Below are 18,830 nucleotides of genomic sequence, written 5' to 3' on the forward strand. Positions count from 1 at the left end.
GCCGGGCGGCCTGCTGGCCAGAGTGAAGGACAGCGCTATTCTAATGGCTTTCGCGGCGGGTTCCGGCAAGGCATACCCAACCTTCGTGTTCGCGCCAGACCGAGATGTCGACGTAGCGCGCATAAACGGCCGCCACTTCGTCCGCCTGACGAGCGAGCACGCCCGACAGCGCGATGCGCCCGCCCGGCTTGACCTTCGACGCGAGCATCGATGCCATCAGCTTCAGCGGATTCGACAGGATGTTCGCGACGACGATGTCGAATTCGCCTTCCGGGCACGCATCGGGCAGCCCGTACGTGACTTCCGCCCGGTTGCGTTCGCTGTTCTGGCGCGCCGATTCGACCGCCTGAGGATCGATGTCGATGCCGATCACGGGGTTCGCCCCGCATTTCTTCGCGAGGATTGCGAGAATGCCCGAGCCGCAGCCGTAGTCGAGCACCGACTGGCCGGGCTTCACCGACTGCTCGAGCCATTCCATGCACAGACGGGTCGTGGGGTGGCTGCCGGTGCCGAACGCGAGGCCGGGGTCGAGCTCGAGGACGAGCGCATCGGGATCGGGCGCATCGTGCCACGACGGCACGACCCAGATCCGCTCGCCGATCGGGATCGGCTCGAACTGCGACTGCGTGAGCCGCACCCAGTCCTGCTCCTCGACTTCACGCACGACGAACTTCGGCGTCTCGGCGAGGCCGATCTCGTTCGCGGCCGCCGCGAGCAGCACGGCGGGCTCATGGTCGGCCGACAGCAGCGCGACCACGCGCGAGTGCTGCCACGCGGTGCGATCGGGCACGAGGCCCGGCTCGCCGAAGAGCGGCTGTTCGTCGGGCGTGTCGGCGTCGGCATCCTCGACGGACACCGACAGCGCGCCGAGATCGAGCAGCGCGTCGGACAGGGCCTCCGCATGCTCGCGGGCCAGTTCGACGACGAGTTCGCGATAACTCATGCTTACGCTTCTTCCGGTGCGACCTGCTGCTTCTGCGCGAGCCGGTTTTCGAGGTAGTGGATGCTGGTGCCGCCTTCGACGAATTTCGCGTCGATCATCAGCTCGCGGTGCAGCGGGATGTTGGTCTGGATGCCTTCGACGACCATTTCCGACAGCGCGATGCGCATCCGGCTGATCGCCTGCTCGCGCGTCGCGCCGTAGGTGATCAGCTTGCCGATCATCGAATCATAGTTCGGCGGCACGAAATAACCATTGTAGGCATGCGAATCGACGCGCACGCCGGGGCCGCCCGGCGTATGCCACGACGTGATCCGGCCCGGCGACGGCGTGAACTTGAACGGATCTTCGGCGTTGATCCGGCATTCGATCGCATGTCCGCGGAACTGGATGTCGCGCTGGCGCAGCGTGAGCTTTTCGCCGGCCGCGATGCGGATCTGTTCCTGCACGATGTCGACGCCCGTGATCAGCTCCGATACCGGGTGCTCGACCTGCACGCGCGTGTTCATCTCGATGAAGTAGAACTCGCCGTTTTCGTACAGGAATTCGAACGTGCCCGCGCCGAGGTAGCCCATCTTCTTGCATGCGTCCGCGCAGCGGTCGCCGATGCGGTCGATCAGGCGACGCGGAATGCCGGGCGCCGGCGCTTCCTCGATCACCTTCTGGTGACGGCGCTGCATCGAGCAGTCGCGCTCGCCGAGCCAGATCGCGTTCTTGTACGCGTCCGACAGCACCTGGATTTCGATGTGGCGCGGGTTCTCGAGGAACTTCTCCATGTACACCTGCGGGTTGCCGAACGCACGGCCGGCTTCCTCGCGGGTCATGTTGACCGCGTTGACGAGCGCGGCCTCGGTGTGCACGACGCGCATCCCGCGCCCGCCGCCGCCACCTGCCGCCTTGATGATGACCGGATAGCCGATCGTGCGCGCAATCTTGACGATCTCCTTCGGATCGTCCGGCAACGCGCCTTCCGAGCCCGGCACGCACGGCACGCCGGTCTTGATCATCGTCTGCTTCGCGGTGACCTTGTCACCCATCATGCGGATCGTTTCCGGGCGCGGGCCGATGAACGTGAAGCCCGATTGCTCGACGCGCTCCGCGAAATCGGCGTTCTCGGACAGGAAGCCGTAGCCGGGGTGGATCGCCTCGGCATCGGTGACTTCCGCGGCGCTGATCAGCGCCGGCATGTTCAGGTAGCTCAGGTTCGACGGGGCCGGGCCGATACAGACGGCTTCGTCCGCGAGGCGCACGTACTTGGCTTCCTTGTCGGCTTCCGAGTAGACGACCACCGTCTTGACGCCGAGTTCGCGGCACGCGCGCTGGATGCGCAGCGCGATTTCACCGCGGTTGGCAATGAGGATTTTTTCAAACATAGCGAGTATTCGTCTCTTCGAGGGGCGCGCGAACGGCGCCTGGCGAGCATCTCGGCGGCGCGCGGCCGGCAGGGCCGCGCGGCGGGCTTAGCCGATCACGAAAAGCGGCTGGCCGTATTCGACGGCCTGGCCGTTCTCGACGAGGATTTCCTTGATCACGCCGGCCTTGTCCGACTCGATCTCGTTGAGCAGCTTCATCGCTTCGATGATGCAGATCGTCTGGCCTTCCTTGACCGTGTCGCCGGCCTGCACGAACGGGTCGGCGCCCGGCGACGGCGCGCGGTAGAACGTGCCGACCATCGGCGACGTCACGACGTGGCCCTGCGGAGCGGCCGGCGCGGCTGCGGCGCCGGCGGCCGGTGCCGCGGCGCCGTCGGTCGGCAGCGCGGCCGACGGCGCCGGCGCGCTGACTTGCGGGGCATACCCAGCCGTCGGCTGCACGTAGACCGGCGGCGCGTTCTTGACGATGCGCACCTTGCCTTCGCCTTCCGTCACTTCCAGCTCGGAGATGCCGGATTCGGAAACGAGGTCGATCAGAGTTTTCAGCTTACGAAGATCCATCGGGAATTCCCCTTTCAATACGTGAAAGCGCCGGTTAGGGGCCGGCGCTGAATCTAGATCGCGAAATCAGCCGCGCGACGCGCCTTGCAGCTTGTCCAGCGCGTACTCGAGCGCGTACAGATAACCTTTCCAGCCGAGCCCGCAGATCACGCCTTCGGCCTGGTCGGAAAAGTAGGAGTGGTGCCTGAACGCTTCGCGGCGATGCACGTTCGACAGGTGAACCTCGACGAACGGGATGCCAACGCCGGCGATCGCGTCCCGGATCGCAACGCTCGTATGCGTATACGCGGCCGGATTGATCAGGATGAAATCGGTCTGTTCCTCCCGCGCGGCCTGGATGCGGTCGACCAGCGCGCCTTCATGGTTGCTCTGGAACGACGACAGGTCGGCGCCGGCTTCCCGGGCGCGCGCGGCAAGCGCCTGATCGATCTGCGCGAGCGTGACGCGGCCGTACACCTCCGGTTCCCGGGTGCCGAGAAGGTTCAGGTTGGGGCCGTGCAGCACCAGCAATCGTGTCATGGTCGCTTCTATTTCTGCGGAATTGCGCGAACTTTAGCGCTATTTAGAGAAATTTGTCTAGTTTTGCCGAACGGCCAAGCGCGGCGGACCTGCAAGAATTACCGGCGCAGGCGCAAAGTATCGGCGAATTCACGCGAAATTGCGGCGATCGACCTGCAAATCGCCGCCAACGCGCGGACTGCCGTTCGGACAGATTACAGCGCGTCGAGCGTCTTTTTCAGCTCGGCCGGTTGGATTTGTCCTAATTTTGTCTCGCGAATCTTGCCGGTTTCGTCGATGACGACGGTAAACGGCAGCGCGCCGGCGGTATTTCCGAAATTGCGGGCCAGATCGGCGCCTGCGTAGCCGCTGATGAAGACCGGATAGTCGACCTTCACCTTCTGCAGGAAGTTCTTCACGTTCTGCTCGGAATCGACGCCGATCCCGACGAAACGGATGCCTTTCTGCTTGTACTGGTGCGACAGCGCGACGAACTCGGGCATCTCCTCGACGCACGGGCCGCACCACGACGCCCAGAAATTGACGACGACTTTCTGGCCCTTGAAGGCGGCGAGCGTGGCCGGCTTGCCGTCGATGCCGGTGAGCGACGACGCCCACAGCTGGTCGACCGGGTTGCCGTGGGCGGCCGGCGCGGCGACGGCGACGCCGTCGTCGGTGGTGCCGCGGAACCAGTGGCCGGCGGCGATCCCGCCGGCAACGGCGGCGGCCGCGACCACCGCGAGCGCCAACATGCGTTTCATCATCAGAATTTGCTCCGAGAAACCCCGCCATTGATGGCGGGAAGGAAAGGAGTGGGGTTGACAGGCAGCTTCTTCCACGGGTTAGGATCACCTTCGCCACACTTTCGACCGGCGAGAAGCTGCCCAATGACCCGTTCGGTCGACGAGCGGCGGAAAAGCTGGCGAAGGCGCAGCGTGCGCACAAGCACAAGCGGCATAGCGCGAAGTTGCACGCCAAGATGGCAAATGCCCGTGTCGATTTCCAGCATAAGCTCGCGCTCGATCTGGTGCGGCGTTTCGATTACATCGCGGTTGGCAACGTATCTGCCGTCAAACTCGCCAGAACCAGGATGGCGAAGAGCGTCTACGACGCATCCTGGTCGTCCTTCCGAAACAAGCTCCGCTACAAAGCGATCGCGCACGGGGCCGTGTTCGAGGAAGTCGACGAAAGCGGTTCGACCCAGTTCTGCTCGGCGTGCGGGTCGAAAGACAGCACGACGCGGCCGAAAGGTATCGCGGGACTGAGAATAAGGGAGTGGGTCTGCAGTGACTGTGGTGTCGAGCATGATCGAGATACCAACGCTGCGCTGAACATTCTCCGATGCGGACGTGCATCGCCAGGTGTGGGAATCCTCTGCCTTTTGGGCGGAGGAGGACGTCAACGTTGAATCATTCCGGTTCGGAAGGGGCCTGGCTTGCCTCGACGAGCGCGCGCAGCGCGGCGGCGTCCGCGCGGGCGACGCGGCCGCGTGCATCGGCCTTCACCGCGCCGCGCAGGTCGTCGCTCGCATACAGCGCGAGATGGATGCCGATCGCGTCCACGTCGCGCCGCGGGCGCCACAGGAAACTGAGCGTTTCTACATCGCCGCGGCCCGCGAAATGCCGCGTCTCGGATACGTCGTACTGGACGTTCTGGTTCAGCAGGTAGATCGCGACGTCCTTCGGGTTGTCGGTGAATGCCTGCAAGTGGATATCCGAATGCGCGTTCGCGGTACCGTTCAGCACGGCGCCCGTCACATAGGGATGGAACTCGGCGAGCCGGCGCATCCAGTCGAGCGCGATCTCGCGCAGGCGGCGCAGTTCGTCCGGCTGCGTGTCGCTCTGGAACAGCGACAGATACTCGCGCAGTTCTTCCTCGATCTGGTCGTTATCCGGCAGCCATTCGCCGGCAACGCGCGAATCGCCCAGCAACTGGCGCGCGGCCTTGCGTTTCGCGCCGGCATAGTCCAGGCCGTCCTCCGCGATCAGGCGGGCGGCGGACTGGGCAATTTCCTCGCGGACGCGCCGCGGGTCGACAAGAGGTTTGCGAGACATGATCCGGCAATCATACTCGATCGTCGCGGCGCCCGAGCACGGGCGCGGCGGCCCGCCGCCCGACGGTGCCGACCCCGTTCGCGCGCATCGTTCGGGCCGCCGGGCATCGCAGGCCGTCAGTTACAATAGTGTTCTTTGTGTCGCGGCAAAGTCGTGGGCCGGGCGCCGGCCGCACGGCCCGTCCGGCGCGACACACACGCATCCTTTCCGAATCGACGGCGCCCGGCGGCGCGAAAGCATTCCTCTATGCACATCCACATTCTTGGCATCTGCGGCACCTTCATGGGCGGTCTCGCCGTACTCGCACGCGAGGCGGGCCACACGGTGACGGGTTGCGACGCGGGCGTCTATCCGCCGATGAGCACCCAGCTCGAGGCGCAGGGCATCACGCTGATCGAGGGCTACGGCGCCGAGCAGGTCGACCTGAAGCCGGACCTGTTCGTGATCGGCAACGTCGTCACGCGCGGCAATCCGCTGATGGAGGCGATTCTCGACCGCGGCCTGCCTTACGTGTCGGGCCCGCAGTGGCTCGGCGAGCACGTGCTGGTCGGCAAATGGGTGCTCGCGGTCGCGGGCACGCACGGCAAGACGACCACGTCGTCGATGCTCGCGTGGCTGCTCGAAGACGCGGGCCTGAACCCGGGCTTCCTGATCGGCGGCGTGCCGCTGAACTTCGGCGTGTCCGCGCGGCTCACCGATTCGAGCTTCTTCGTGATCGAGGCCGACGAGTACGACACGGCATTCTTCGACAAGCGCTCGAAGTTCGTGCACTACCGGCCGCGCACCGCGGTGCTGAACAATCTCGAATTCGATCACGCCGATATCTTCCCCGATCTCGCCGCGATCGAAACGCAATTCCATCATCTGGTGCGCACCGTGCCCGGCGTCGGGCGGATCGTCACGAACGGCCGCTCGGACGCGCTCGAGCGCGTGCTGGCGCGCGGCTGCTGGAGCGAGGTCGAACGCTTCGGTGTCGACGGCGGCTGGCAGGCGCTGCCGGCCGAGGACGGCGTGCCGGTCGACGAACGCTTCGCGGTGTATTCGCACGCCGGGCGCGTCGGCGAAGTCGCATGGCAGGTGCAGGGCGACCACAACCGGATGAACGCGCTCGCGGCGATCGCCGCCGCGCGCCACGTCGGCGTGCCGCCGGCACAGGCGGCCGAATCGCTCGCCTCGTTCCGCAACGTGAAGCGCCGCATGGAAGTGCGCGGCAGCGTGGACGGCGTGACCGTCTATGACGACTTCGCGCACCATCCGACCGCGATCGACACCACGATCGCCGGCCTTCGTGCGCGTATCGGCCGCCGGAACGCCCGCATCCTCGCCGTGCTCGAGCCGCGCTCGAACACGATGAAGCTCGGCGTGATGAAGTCGCAGTTGCCGGCGAGCCTCGCCGATGCCGATCTCGTGTTCGGCTACGGCGCGCCGACCGGGCGCGATGCGCTCGGCTGGAATCTCGCCGAAGCGCTTGCGCCGCTCGGCGAGCGTGCGCGTGCATTCGACGATCTGCATCTGCTGGTGAAGGCGGTGGTCGAGGCCGCGCGTCCGGGCGACCACGTGCTCGTGATGAGCAACGGCGGCTTCGGCGGCGTGCACCAGAAGCTGCTCGATGCGCTCGGGAGCCGGCCGTGATCCTGTATCTGCACGGCTTCCGGTCATCGCCGGAATCGCAGAAGTCGCGCCTGCTCGCCGCGCGCATGGCCGAACTCGGCCGCACCGGCGAGTGGCGATGCCCGTCGCTGTCGGTGTCGCCGCTCGAGGCGATCGCCGTCGCGGAAGCCGAGGTCGCGGGCGCACGCGACGTCACCGTGATCGGCAGCTCGCTCGGCGGTTATTACGCGACATGGCTCGCCGAAAAGCATGGCTGGAAGGCCGTGCTGCTGAATCCGGCCATCGTGCCGCAGCGCGATCTCGAACAGTATCTGGGCGAACAGTCGCTGTGGCACGGCGGCGGCACGATTGTCGTCGAGCGCCGTCACCTGCACGAACTCGACGCGCTGCGCGTGCCGGCGATCACGCGCGCCGACCGCTACTATCTGTTCGCGGCGACCGGCGACGAAGTGCTCGATTATCGCGAAATGCTCGCCCACTACCCGGGCGCGAAAACCCGCGTGATCGACGGCAGCGATCACGGGATCAGCGAATTTGCCGACTATGTCGACGACGTTCTCGCGTTTTGCGACGGAAAGACGTCTTAAACCGGCCGCGTGCCGATCGAATTCCCATCATCATGCGGCGCCGCTGACGCGGCGCCCGGCAGTCTGAACGAGAGTACTGAGTGAACGTTTTCTTCGAGGAATCGGGCAGTTTCAAGGCGGGCAGCGTGCTGTCGCGCCAGGGCGACGCATTTCAGGTCGAGTTGCCTGGCGGGCGGCGGGCGAAGGTGCGCGCGAAAGACGTGCTGATCGAATTCGACAAGCCGGCCGCGGGCGAACTGATGCAGGAGGCTGACACGGCCGCGCAGCAGATCGATCTGGACTTCCTGTGGGAATGCGCGCCGGCCGACGAGTTCGCCTATACGGCGCTGGCCGCCGAGTACTTCGGCGCGACGTACGGCCCGGTCGAGCGCGCGGCGCTGGTGCTGCGGCTGCACGGCTCGCCCGTCTACTTCCGTCGCAAGGGGCGCGGCCAGTACCAGCGCGCACCGGAAGAGCAGCTCAAGATGGCGCTCGCGTCGCTCGAGCGCAAGCGCCAGCAGGCGCTGGTGCAGGCGCAGTATGAAGAGGAACTGAAGGCCGGCAAGCTGCCGGAAGCGTTCGCGGGCAAGGTGCTCGGGCTGCTGACGCGGCCGGACAAGAATTCGATCGAATACAAGGCGATGGAAGCGGCGGCCGGCGCGCGCGGCGTGTCGCCGGCGCGGCTGATGCTCGACTGCGGCGGCATCGAGTCGCCGCGCGCGCTGCACGAAGCGCGCTTCCTCGCGGAATTCTTTCCGCACGGCACGGGCTTTCCGCCCGTCACGGTCGGCCCGCTGCCGGACGACCTGCCCCGCGAACGTCGAGGCGTTCTCGATCGACGACGTCACGACCACCGAAATCGACGACGCGTTCTCGGTCGAACACCTGTCCGACGGCCGGGTGCGGATCGGCGTGCACATCGCGGCGCCGGCGCTCGGTATCGTGCGCGGCGATCCGGTCGACGCGATCGCGCGCGCGCGCCTGTCGACGGTCTACATGCCGGGTGACAAGATCACGATGCTGCCGGACGACGTCGTCGACGTGTTCACGCTGAAAGAGGGCGATTACCGCCCGGCGCTGTCGCTGTACATCATCGTCAACCGCGAGACGCAGGACATCGTCGCGAACGAGACGCGTGCCGAGCTCGTGTTCGTGAAGAACAACCTGCGCCACAACACGCTCGACGAGCTGGTCACCGAAGAGACGCTCGCGGCCGGCACCGGCGACTACCCGCACAAGGACGACATCGCCGTGCTGTGGCCGCTCGCGCAGGCGCTGTTCGAGAAGCGCCAGGTCGCGCGCGCGGGCTACGGCCTGAAGCGCGAGGTGCAGCGCAACACCGACTACAACTTCTACGTCGAAGGCGAGCACGTGACGATCACGCCGCGCCGCCGCGGCTCGCCGCTCGACCTGATCGTGTCGGAACTCGCCATTCTCGCGAACTCGACCTGGGGCGCGTTCCTGCACGACCACACGGTGCCGGGCATCTACCGCTCGCAGCGCGGCTTCGGCGCGCCGGGCCCGAAGCGCACGCGGATGCAGACGACGGCCGCGCCGCACGAAGGCCTCGGCGTCGCGCAGTACGCATGGAGCACGTCGCCGCTGCGCCGCTACGTCGACCTCGTGAACCAGTGGCAACTGCTCGCGTGCGTGCAGCACGGCGTCACCGCGAAGCTCGCCGCGCCGTTCAAGCCGAAGGACGCCGATCTCTACGCGGTCGTGCAGGGCTTCGACGATACGTACACGGCCTACGCCGACTACCAGCGCCGGATGGAGTACTTCTGGTGCCTGCGCTGGCTCAAGCAGGAGCAGAAGAAACAGGTCGTCGCGAGCGTCGTGAAGGGCGATCTCGTGCGCCTGGAGGAAATCCCGCTGCTGCTGCACGTGCCGGGTCTCGGCGTGCATGCGCGCGGCACGCGCGTGCTGCTCGACGTGATGTCGCTCGACGAGCTGACGATCGAGGCGTCGGTGCGCCTGTTGAACGTGCTCGACGCGCCGACCGTGACGAGCGGCGACGCGACCGACGAAGAGGATGACGCCGAAGGCGGCGACGACACGCTGGTCGACGCGGAAGACACATCGGCGCAAGCCGAGGCCGAAGCGCTGGCCGAATCGGGCGACGCGACGGCGGAGGGCGGCGAAGCCGCGAGCGGCAACGACGGCGAAACGGGGCGCGCATCATGAACGCAGTTGCGTCGACGAGCGGCGCCGACCGCTATGTCGTGTTCGGCAACCCGGTGGCGCACAGCAAGTCGCCGTTCATCCACGCGCAGTTCGCCGCGCAGACCGGCGAGCCGATCGAATACACGCACCGGCTCGCGCCGGTCGATGGTTTCGAGGCGGCCGTGCGCGCGTTCGTCGCCGAAGGCGGTCGCGGCGCGAACGTGACGGTGCCGTTCAAGCTCGACGCGCATGCGCTCGCCGACACGCTGTCGCCGCGCGCGGCGGCCGCAGGCGCGGTGAACACGCTGCGCATCGACGCCGACGGCCGCATCCACGGCGACAACACCGACGGCGTCGGCCTCGTGCGCGACATCGAAGCGAATCTCGGCGTGTCGCTCGCCGGCGCGCGCATCCTCCTGCTCGGCGCGGGCGGCGCCGCGCGCGGCGTCGTGCTGCCGCTGCTCGACCGCGCACCGCTGTCGATCGCAATCGTCAACCGCACCGCGAGCAAGGCCGAAGCGCTCGTCGGCCAGTTCATGCAGGCCGCGCACGATGCGGGTTGCACGCTCGCGGGCGGCGGCCCCGGCGTCGTGCGGGCGGAGCCCTACGACGTGGTGATCAATGCGACGGCCGGCAGCCTCGATGCCGCGCTGCCGGAATGCGACGCGGCCGCGTTCGGCGCCGGCACGCTCGCGTACGACATGATGTACGGCGCGCAGCCGACCGTGTTCATGCAGCACGCGGCGTCGCTCGGCGCGCGCACGGCCGACGGCCTCGGGATGCTCGTCGAGCAGGCGGCCGAATCGTTCTTCATCTGGCGCGGCGTGCGGCCGGACGGCGCACCGGTGCTGGCCGCGCTGCGCCAGGCGCTCGCGGCGAGCTGAACGGAGCGCGGCACGTGGTGGCGGTGAGCGGCACGCAGCGCACGCGGACGGTGAGCCTCGCTCGCTGGGCCGTCTACGCGGGGTCGGTGTTCGCGGGTGCATGGCTCGCGACGCAACTGTTCTATCTCGCGCAGATCGCGCTGTGGTCGTTCGTGAATCCGGGCTCGACCGCGTTCATGCGCACCGACGCGTGGTGGCTGTCGCGCGACACGCCGCCCGCGCAGATCCGGCACCAGTGGGTGCCGTACGACCAGATCTCGCGCAACCTGAAGCGCGCGCTGATCGCGTCCGAGGATTCGACCTTCGCGACCAACAACGGCTACGACGTCGACGCGATCCTGCAGGCGTGGGAGAAGAACAAGGCGCGCGGCAGGATCGTCGCGGGCGGCTCGACGATCACGCAGCAGCTCGCCCGCAACCTGTTCCTGTCGCGCGAGAAGAGCTACATCCGCAAGGGGCAGGAGCTGATCATCACGTGGATGCTCGAAACGGTGCTCGACAAGGAGCGCATCTTCGAGATCTACCTGAACTCGGTCGAATGGGGGCGCGGCGTGTACGGCGCCGAAGCGGCCGCACGCTATTACTACAAGATTCCCGCGAGCCGGCTCGGCGCGTGGCAGTCGGCGCGGCTCGCGGTGATGCTGCCGAAGCCGCGCTGGTTCGATGCGCATCGCGGCTCGGCCTACCAGGCCCAGCGCGCGGCGGTCATCGCGCGCCGCATGGGCGCGGCCGAGTTGCCGCAATCGGAGTGAGCGGCAGCGCTGCTGCATTGTCCATTCCGCCGTCGAGGCGCGATTGGTGCGCTGCAGCGCATGCGTGTCGCGACCATTTCGGGTCACATCTGTTAGACGAATCCGTCTATTTCGCTTTGCTGAGCAATACGAGCCACCGCGCGATTTTGTTGACCGGCATCGCACGAAATCCGTGCATTTTTAGGCGCTGCGGGTAAACGCGGAAAGTCGATGAAAGCGACGTGAAATGCAACGTTTCACGAATCGAAGCATTCCTGAAAGGTGTGCGCTGCACCGCTTGCGTGCGAAATATTTCCAAATTTTTCAAAGCTGACGGGCTCGCGTATATTGGCCAGCGCCTCGGCTCATCGGCCGCAATCGAGGCGGGGGGTGGCTTATCCGGCTGCTCGACACAAAAAACATCCGAGAAGAAGGAACGCAACGATGCCAGCGAGCAAAGCGAAGCTGTTGTTGGGAGTGGTGTGTTCTTCGCTGATTCTGACGGCCTGCAACGGCGACGTGACGTCGTCGTCTGCAGCGAGCGCCGCGAATTCAGCCGATCCTGCCGGTCAGGTCGACCGTGCGTACAACGATCCGAACAGTTATTCGTCGAGTGCGAACGCGTCGCTCGACGCATCCGCCGCGGTCGAAAAGGCCGCCGTCACGCACCATCAGATCACGCTGAACGGCAAGACGATCCGGTACACGGCCACCGCCGGCCACCTCGTCGCCCGCAATCCGCAGACGGGCGCGCCCGAAGCCTCGTTCTTCTACGTCGCCTACACGGCCGACAACCAGCCCGCGGCGAAGCGGCCCGTCACGTTCCTGTACAACGGCGGCCCCGGCTCGGCGTCGGTGTGGCTGCACCTCGGCTCGTTCGGCCCGCGCCGGATCCAGACCGGCGACCCGAACGCGAACACGTCGACGTTCCCGTTCGTCGACAACCAGGAAACCCTGCTCGACACGACTGACCTCGTGTTCGTCGATGCGATCGGCACCGGCTTCTCCGAAGCGGTCGCGCCGAACACGAACCAGACGTTCTGGGGCGTCGACCAGGACGCCGGCGCGTTCCGCGATTTCGTGACGCGCTACCTGAGCGTGAACCAGCGCAGCGCTTCGCCGAAATACCTGTTCGGCGAGTCGTACGGCACGCCGCGCACCGACGTGCTCGCGAACCTGCTCGAGACGGCCGGCGTGAAGCTCGACGGCATCGTGCTGCAGTCGTCGATCCTGAACTACAACACGAACTGCGACATGGCGAGCGACTATGTCGGCAACTCGAACAACGGCGCGAGCCCGGTGAGCTGCGCGGGCTTCGTGCCGTCGTACGGCACGGTCGGCGCGTATTACCAGCTCGACAACCCGAACCCGTCGGACCTGCCGCAGTATGCGGACCAGATGCGCCTGCTGACGGCCGGCAGCTACGCGCCGGCCGTGAACGCGTACCTCGCGAGCCACACGCCGCCGCCGCCGAATCTCGTCACGACGATGGCGAATTCGACCGGCGTGAAGCAGGCGTTGTGGAATGCCGACTTCAACGTGGTCCCGACCTTCTTCGACAACAGCTTCCAGCTGTCGTTGGTGCCGGGCACGCTGATCGGCCGCTACGACGCACGCGTGAACGTGCCGGTGTCGAGCCCGCTCGCGGCCGACGGCGATCCGTCCAGCTCGTTCATCACGAAGCCGTTCACCGACACGATCGGCAGCTACCTGCCGAACGAGCTGAAGTACACCGCGCAGTCGGCCTACTCGGTGAGCAGCAATGCGATCAACACGTGGGACTGGACGCACGACGGCCTCGCGATGCCCGACACGATTCCCGACCTGGCCGCGGCGCTGACGCTGAATCCGCAGCTGAAGGTGCTGTCGCTGAACGGGTATCACGACATCGCGACGCCGTTCTACCAGACCGAGCTCGACCTCGCGCGGCTCGGCACGCAACCGAACCTGACGATCAAGGACTATCAGGGCGGGCACATGGTCTATCTCGACGATACGTCGCGTCCGCAGGAGAAAGCCGACCTCGTGACTTTCTACAGCGCGGCCGCGCATTGATGCGCCCGGCCGTCGACGGGCGCCCTCGGCGGCGCCGCTCGCCGGCCGTCGACGACCTCATTCCAGACTGGAGCCTGACATGAAGAATCGTTTCATCGTCGTTGCCGCGGCGCTCGCATGCGTCGGCGTCGCAGCATCCCTCTCCGCGTTCGCGCAGGCCAGCGACGCCGCCGCGCCGGCGCGTGCGCGCCAGGCGCAGCTCGGCGACCCGTACGTGCCGCCGGCCGCGCGCCACGCGACCGCCGGCACGCAGACGACCGGCGCCGCGCTGCATGCGCAGGTGGTGCGCAAGCTCGCGCGGCAGTTCAGCGCGGCCGACACGCAGAACACGGGGTCGATCACCGAGTCGCAGGCGCGCGCGGCCGGCCTCGGCTATGTCGCGAACCACTTCCGGCAGATCGACGCGAGCGGCAACGGCCGTGTGTCGTTCGCCGACGTACAGCGCTACATGCAGGCGCGCAGCAGCACGAGCCGGCAGTAAGCGCCGCACGCGGTGAGCAAACGGGGGCGGAACCTGAGACAGGGCGGGTTCCGCCCCCGTGCGCATGGCGCGGCCGACGTGTCGAACCCGCGGCCAATCGCGCCGGTATTCTCATTATCTGGACAACGCATTCAAATATTGGAGACGAGTGCGTGCGCTCCTACAATCCGAAGCACATCGACAGCTTCGGACCCACGCATCGCGCGGCGCCCGTCGCACACGGAGACACCTTCCATGAAGTTCGCCGGGCGCTTTACTCGGTGCATCGACCGCCGCCACGCCGCCGCATCGGACGCAGTTCCGGCGCCGCGCGAGCGGCTTCACCGATTCCGTTGAAGAAGCCCCGTCCCATGACCAAGATGCCAGACTCCCTTGCCCTCGACGCCCGGCGCGCGATGCCGGCCGATACGTCGCTGACCGACAGCATCGGCGCGACCAGCACGCCGCTCGACCTCGCCGCGCAGCAGGCCGGCACGCAGACATTGCTGCGCGGCCTCGCGATCCTCGAGGCGATCGCCAACGGCGCGCGCGACATGCGTGCGATCGGCGCCGCGCTCGGCACGACGCGCAGCACGACGCACCGGCTCGTCAGCAGCCTCGTGCAGGCGCGCTATCTGCGCCAGGTGCAGGGCGGCTACCTGCTCGGCCCGAAGCTGATCGAGCTCGGCACGATCGCGCTCGAGCAGATGCCGCTCACCGCGGTGGCGCGTCCGCATCTCGAGGCGCTCGCGGAAGCGACGCTCGACACGATCCATCTCGGCGTGCGCGACGGCGACGACGTGCTGTACATCGACAAGATTCCCGGTACGCGCGGCCTCGAGATGCGCTCGCGCGTCGGCCACCGGATGCCGCTCGCGTCGACCGGCATCGGCAAGGCGATGATGCTCGACCTCGATCCGGACCTGTGGCGCTCGCTGTTCGAAGCCGCGCGGCGCGCGCTGGCCGGCGTCAACTTCAAGCCCGACAACCGGCCCGAGACGAGCGCGTTCCTGCAGCGCATGGCCCACTACGCGGCCGGCGGCTACACGTTCGATCTCGAGGAAAACGAGGCGTCGATCCGCTGCGTGGCCGCGCCGATCCGCGATGCGTCGGGCGCGATCGTCGCGGCGGTGTCGGTCGCGAGCACGATTCCGTACATGCCGCACGACCGCATGGACGAACTGATTCCGCTCGTGCAGCGCGAAGCGCGAGCCATTTCCGCGGAACTGGGCTGGAGCCCGCCGCAGGGTACCCGCAGGATCAAACGATGACGACTTCGACCCGGCCCGCTCCGGATGCCAGTTCCGCCTCCCCGTCGCTGATCGCGCTCGACTGGGGCACCACGTCGCTGCGCGCGTATCTGTACGACGCGCACGGCGTGCCGCTCGACACGCGCAGCCGGGCCGCCGGCGTGATGCACGTGCCGGGCGGCGGCGCGCGCGCGTTCGACGCGGTGTTCGAGGAAGCGTGCGGCGACTGGCTCGACCGTACGCCGGGCCTGCCGGTGCTCGCCGCCGGGATGGTCGGCAGCGCGCAGGGCTGGCGCGAGGCGCCGTACGTCGCGGTGCCGGCCGGCGCCGACGCGCTCGTCGCGGGCCTCATCACCGTGACGACGGCGCGCGGCGCGACGGTCTCGATCGTGCCGGGCGTGATCGCGACGGGCGAATTGCCCGACGTGATGCGCGGCGAAGAAACGCAGATCGTCGGCGCGCTCGCGAGCGATCCCACGCTTGGCGCCGATCGTTCAGGGGTACTGATCGGCCTGCCGGGCACGCATGCGAAATGGGCGTGGGTGAAGGACGGACTGATCGAGCGCTTCCAGACCTTCATGACGGGCGAGCTATTCGCGGTGCTGCGCGATCACACGATCCTCGGCCGCACGATGCGCACGGGTGCGTCGCCCGATCGTGACGCGTTCGTGCGCGGTGTATCGGTCGCACGCGGCGCGCGGCACACGGGGCTGCTCGCGACGATTTTCAGCACGCGCACGCTGGGGCTGACCGACCGGCTCGCGCCCGATGCGCAGGGCGATTACTTGTCCGGCCTGCTGATCGGCCACGAACTCAATGCGCTCGACGCGATGCTCGCGGAGCGCGGCATCGCGCTCGCGGACCAGCCGCTGCTGCTGATCGGCGACGACGGCTTGTGTTCGCGCTACGTCGATGCGCTCCGGGTATTCGGCCATGCGCATGCGCGTGTCGCCGCGCATGCGACCGAGTTAGGCCTGTGGCGGATCGCGTCGCGCGCCGGGCTCGTGCGCGCGGACGGCGAGCCCGTCTGCGCCGACCAATGAACTGCCTGAAGAGGAATTCTCGATGCCGTCCGACCTGACATTGCCCGCGCCGTACACGCCCCACGCCGCCCTGATGCGCGCATTCGACGCGTGTCCGCTGATCGCGATCATGCGCGGCATCACGCCCGCCGAAGCGGCCGACCATGGCCGCGCGCTGTACGAAGCCGGCTTCCGGATCGTCGAGGTGCCGCTCAACTCGCCCGATCCGTTCGACAGCATCGCGGCGCTGCGCCGGGCATTGCCCGACGACATGATCGTCGGCGCGGGCACGGTGCTGCGCGCCGAGTACGTCGATCGCGTGCAGGACGCGGGCGGCGCGCTGATCGTGATGCCGCACAGCGACGCGGCCGTGATCCGCCGCGCCCGCGAGCGCGGGCTGGCGAGCGCGCCGGGCGTCGCGACGCCGACCGAAGCGTTCGCGGCGCTGACGAACGGCGCCGACGTGCTGAAGATGTTCCCGGCCGAGCAGCTCGGCGTGACGGTCGTGAAGGCGTGGCGCGCGGTGGTCGACCGCGCGGTGCCGTTGATCCCGGTCGGCGGCATTTCGCCGGACAACATGCAGCCGTTCCTCGACGCCGGCGCGAACGGCTTCGGGCTCGGCTCGGCGCTGTACCGTCCCGGCCAGTCGGCGGACACGACCGCGGCGCATGCGCGCGCGTTCCAGGCCGGCTTGCGCGTCGCGCGCAGCGGAGCCGCATGATGGGCCGCCTCGCGGGCAAGGTCGCGATGGTGACGGGCGCGGGCCGCGGCATCGGTGCCGCGATCGCGCGTGCGTTCGTGCGCGAAGGCGCGGCCGTCGCGCTCGTCGACCTCGACTTCCCGCAGGCGCAGCACACGGCCGCCGCGATCGCACACGAATGCGACGGCGCGCGCGTGCTGCCGCTGCAGGCCGATGTCGCGCGGCAGCAGGCGGTGCGCGAGGCGCTCGCGCGGACGGAAGCGACGTTCGGCCCGCTCGACGTGCTCGTGAACAACGCGGGCATCAACGTGTTCGCCGATCCGCTGACGATGACCGACGACGACTGGCGGCGCTGCTTCGCGGTCGATCTCGACGGCGTGTGGCATGGCTGTCGCGCGGCGCTGGAGGGCATGGTCGAGCGCGGCCGCGGCAGCATCGTGAACATCGCGTCGACGCATGCGTTCAGGATCATCCCGGGCTGCTTTCCGTACCCGGTCGCGAAGCACGGCGTGCTCGGCCTCACACGCGCGCTCGGCATCGAATACGCGGCGCGCAACGTGCGCGTGAACGCGATCGCGCCGGGCTACATCGAGACGCAGCTGACGCGCGACTGGTGGGACGCGCAGCCCGATCCGGCCGCCGCGCGCGCGCAGACGCTCGCGCTGCAGCCGATGAAGCGGATCGGCCGCCCGGAGGAGGTCGCGATGACGGCCGTGTTCCTGGCGTCCGACGAGGCGCCGTTCATCAATGCCGCGTGCATCACCGTCGATGGCGGGCGCGCGGCGCTGTATCACGACTGACACGATTGACGTAACGATTCGAAAGACCGCACGTGCGACGGCCGCGCGTACGCTGCGTCGAAACCAACAAGCGGCTGCATCCTGTTCGATGAAAACAAGGAGACACTGGAGATGAAACGCAGAACGTTCGTAACGCTGGCCGCCGCGGCGGCGGTGGTGATGGGCAGCCCGGTCGCGCACGCGGCCGATCCGGTCAAGATCGGCTTCCTGGTGAAGCAGCCTGAAGAACCGTGGTTCCAGGACGAGTGGAAATTCGCCGAGATCGCCGCGAAGCAGAAGGGCTTCACGCTCGTGAAGATCGGCGCGCCGTCCGGCGAGAAGGTGATGAGCGCGATCGACAACCTGTCCGCGCAGAAGGCGCAGGGCTTCGTCATCTGCACGCCCGACGTGAAACTCGGGCCGGGCATCGTCGCGAAGGCGAAGTCGCACAACCTGAAGATGATGACGGTCGACGACCGCCTCGTCGACGGCGCGGGCAAGCCGATCGAGTCGGTGCCGCACATGGGGATTTCCGCGTACAACATCGGCAAGCAGGTCGGCGACGGCATCGCGGCCGAGATCAAGAAGCGCGGCTGGGACATGAAGGACGTCGGCGCGATCGACATCACCTACGAGCAGTTGCCGACCGCGCACGACCGCACGAGCGGCGCGACCGACGCGCTGGTCGCCGCCGGCTTCCCGAAGGCGAACGTGATCGCGGCGCCGCAGGCGAAGACCGATACGGAGAACGCGTTCAACGCGGCGAACATCGCGCTCACGAAGAACCCGCAGTTCAAGCACTGGGTCGCGTACGGCCTGAACGACGAGGCCGTGCTCGGCGCGGTGCGCGCGGCCGAAGGGCGTGGCTTCAAGGCCGACAACATGATCGGCATCGGCATCGGCGGTTCCGATTCGGCGTTGAACGAGTTCAAGAAGCCGCAGCCGACGGGCTTCTACGGCACCGTGATCATCAGCCCGAAGCGCCACGGCGAGGAAACCTCGGACCTGATGTACACGTGGATCACGCAGGGCAAGGCGCCGCCGCCGCTGACGCTGACGACCGGCATGCTCGCGACGCGCGACAACGTGGCGAAGGTGCGCGAGGAGATGGGGCTTGCGTCGAAGTAAGCGGCCCGCCGGCTGCCGCGGCGATGCGGCGGCCGGCGGTCGATCGATCTGGAAG

Annotated in this window: 17 protein-coding genes and 2 pseudogenes; 13 read left to right on the forward strand and 6 right to left on the reverse strand. The window is 67.6% G+C overall.

The window, feature by feature from the left end:
- Positions 1 to 40: 40 nt before the first annotated feature.
- From prmA to SY91_RS05180, 5 genes are all read right to left on the reverse strand, one after another.
- Positions 41 to 943 carry a 50S ribosomal protein L11 methyltransferase gene (gene prmA, locus SY91_RS05160; protein WP_012327874.1) on the reverse strand — a complete coding sequence of 301 codons (903 nt, stop codon included), beginning with the start codon at positions 941 to 943 and terminating at the stop codon, positions 41 to 43.
- A gap of 2 nt (positions 944 to 945) precedes the next feature.
- Complete coding sequence (accC, locus tag SY91_RS05165; RefSeq protein WP_011544530.1) at positions 946 to 2,313, reverse strand: acetyl-CoA carboxylase biotin carboxylase subunit; 1,368 nt, start codon at positions 2,311 to 2,313, stop codon at positions 946 to 948.
- Positions 2,314 to 2,400: 87 nt separating this feature from the next.
- Positions 2,401 to 2,874, reverse strand: a complete 474-nt coding sequence (accB, locus tag SY91_RS05170; RefSeq protein ID WP_006476971.1) for an acetyl-CoA carboxylase biotin carboxyl carrier protein — start codon at positions 2,872 to 2,874, stop codon at positions 2,401 to 2,403.
- Between the two features lie 66 nt (positions 2,875 to 2,940).
- On the reverse strand, positions 2,941 to 3,393 hold the full coding sequence (gene aroQ, locus SY91_RS05175) for a type II 3-dehydroquinate dehydratase (RefSeq protein WP_006476970.1): 453 nt from the start codon (positions 3,391 to 3,393) through the stop codon (positions 2,941 to 2,943).
- A 194-nt stretch (positions 3,394 to 3,587) separates the two neighbouring features.
- The gene (locus tag SY91_RS05180) at positions 3,588 to 4,139 is read right to left on the reverse strand and encodes a TlpA family protein disulfide reductase (protein WP_185642993.1); all 552 of its coding nucleotides are present in this window, start codon (positions 4,137 to 4,139) and stop codon (positions 3,588 to 3,590) included.
- Positions 4,140 to 4,177: 38 nt separating this feature from the next.
- Between SY91_RS05180 and SY91_RS05185 the strand changes: the two are divergent.
- A pseudogene (locus SY91_RS05185) lies at positions 4,178 to 4,780 on the forward strand (RNA-guided endonuclease InsQ/TnpB family protein); the annotation flags it as partial.
- A gap of 1 nt (position 4,781) precedes the next feature.
- Here the strand turns inward: SY91_RS05185 and SY91_RS05190 are convergent.
- Positions 4,782 to 5,426 carry a hypothetical protein gene (locus tag SY91_RS05190; protein WP_006476968.1) on the reverse strand — a complete coding sequence of 215 codons (645 nt, stop codon included), beginning with the start codon at positions 5,424 to 5,426 and terminating at the stop codon, positions 4,782 to 4,784.
- A 153-nt stretch (positions 5,427 to 5,579) separates the two neighbouring features.
- Between SY91_RS05190 and mpl the strand changes: the two genes are divergently transcribed.
- The 12 genes and pseudogenes from mpl to SY91_RS05250 all read left to right on the forward strand — a co-directional run bounded on the left by mpl (position 5,580) and on the right by SY91_RS05250 (position 18,775).
- A complete protein-coding gene (gene mpl / locus SY91_RS05195) occupies positions 5,580 to 7,058 on the forward strand; it encodes a UDP-N-acetylmuramate:L-alanyl-gamma-D-glutamyl-meso-diaminopimelate ligase (protein ID WP_260432828.1) in 1,479 nt (492 codons plus the stop codon).
- Positions 7,055 to 7,624: a YqiA/YcfP family alpha/beta fold hydrolase gene (locus tag SY91_RS05200; RefSeq protein ID WP_006476966.1), complete on the forward strand. Its 570-nt coding sequence runs from the start codon at positions 7,055 to 7,057 to the stop codon at positions 7,622 to 7,624. The genes mpl and SY91_RS05200 overlap by 4 nt, the downstream gene beginning before the upstream one ends.
- Positions 7,625 to 7,704: 80 nt before the next feature.
- Positions 7,705 to 9,787: pseudogene (locus SY91_RS05205) on the forward strand (ribonuclease catalytic domain-containing protein).
- Positions 9,784 to 10,650, forward strand: coding sequence for a shikimate dehydrogenase (aroE, locus tag SY91_RS05210; RefSeq protein ID WP_011544538.1), 867 nt, complete (start codon positions 9,784 to 9,786; stop codon positions 10,648 to 10,650). The pseudogene SY91_RS05205 and the gene aroE overlap by 4 nt, the downstream one beginning before the upstream one ends.
- A gap of 14 nt (positions 10,651 to 10,664) precedes the next feature.
- Positions 10,665 to 11,402 (forward strand): monofunctional biosynthetic peptidoglycan transglycosylase, encoded by a 738-nt coding sequence (gene mtgA / locus SY91_RS05215; protein WP_006484660.1) that lies wholly within the window; start codon positions 10,665 to 10,667, stop codon positions 11,400 to 11,402.
- A 423-nt stretch (positions 11,403 to 11,825) separates the two neighbouring features.
- Positions 11,826 to 13,436, forward strand: coding sequence for a S10 family peptidase (locus tag SY91_RS05220; RefSeq protein ID WP_043888742.1), 1,611 nt, complete (start codon positions 11,826 to 11,828; stop codon positions 13,434 to 13,436).
- A 79-nt stretch (positions 13,437 to 13,515) separates the two neighbouring features.
- Complete coding sequence (locus tag SY91_RS05225) at positions 13,516 to 13,917, forward strand: EF-hand domain-containing protein (protein WP_124476073.1); 402 nt, start codon at positions 13,516 to 13,518, stop codon at positions 13,915 to 13,917.
- Between the two features lie 350 nt (positions 13,918 to 14,267).
- Complete coding sequence (locus SY91_RS05230) at positions 14,268 to 15,167, forward strand: IclR family transcriptional regulator (RefSeq protein ID WP_011694140.1); 900 nt, start codon at positions 14,268 to 14,270, stop codon at positions 15,165 to 15,167.
- Positions 15,164 to 16,189 carry a 2-dehydro-3-deoxygalactonokinase gene (locus SY91_RS05235; protein ID WP_185921099.1) on the forward strand — a complete coding sequence of 342 codons (1,026 nt, stop codon included), beginning with the start codon at positions 15,164 to 15,166 and terminating at the stop codon, positions 16,187 to 16,189. The genes SY91_RS05230 and SY91_RS05235 overlap by 4 nt, the downstream gene beginning before the upstream one ends.
- Before the next feature lie 22 nt (positions 16,190 to 16,211).
- Positions 16,212 to 16,889, forward strand: a complete 678-nt coding sequence (locus tag SY91_RS05240; RefSeq protein WP_023478181.1) for a 2-dehydro-3-deoxy-6-phosphogalactonate aldolase — start codon at positions 16,212 to 16,214, stop codon at positions 16,887 to 16,889.
- A complete protein-coding gene (locus tag SY91_RS05245; RefSeq protein WP_185921140.1) occupies positions 16,889 to 17,668 on the forward strand; it encodes an SDR family oxidoreductase in 780 nt (259 codons plus the stop codon). Before SY91_RS05240 ends, SY91_RS05245 begins: the two co-directional genes overlap by 1 nt.
- A gap of 111 nt (positions 17,669 to 17,779) precedes the next feature.
- The gene (locus SY91_RS05250; protein ID WP_006476957.1) at positions 17,780 to 18,775 is read left to right on the forward strand and encodes an arabinose ABC transporter substrate-binding protein; all 996 of its coding nucleotides are present in this window, start codon (positions 17,780 to 17,782) and stop codon (positions 18,773 to 18,775) included.
- Positions 18,776 to 18,830: the final 55 nt, after the last annotated feature.

Source organism: Burkholderia cenocepacia, from assembly GCF_014211915.1.
GTDB classification, from domain to species: Bacteria; Pseudomonadota; Gammaproteobacteria; order Burkholderiales; family Burkholderiaceae; genus Burkholderia; species Burkholderia orbicola.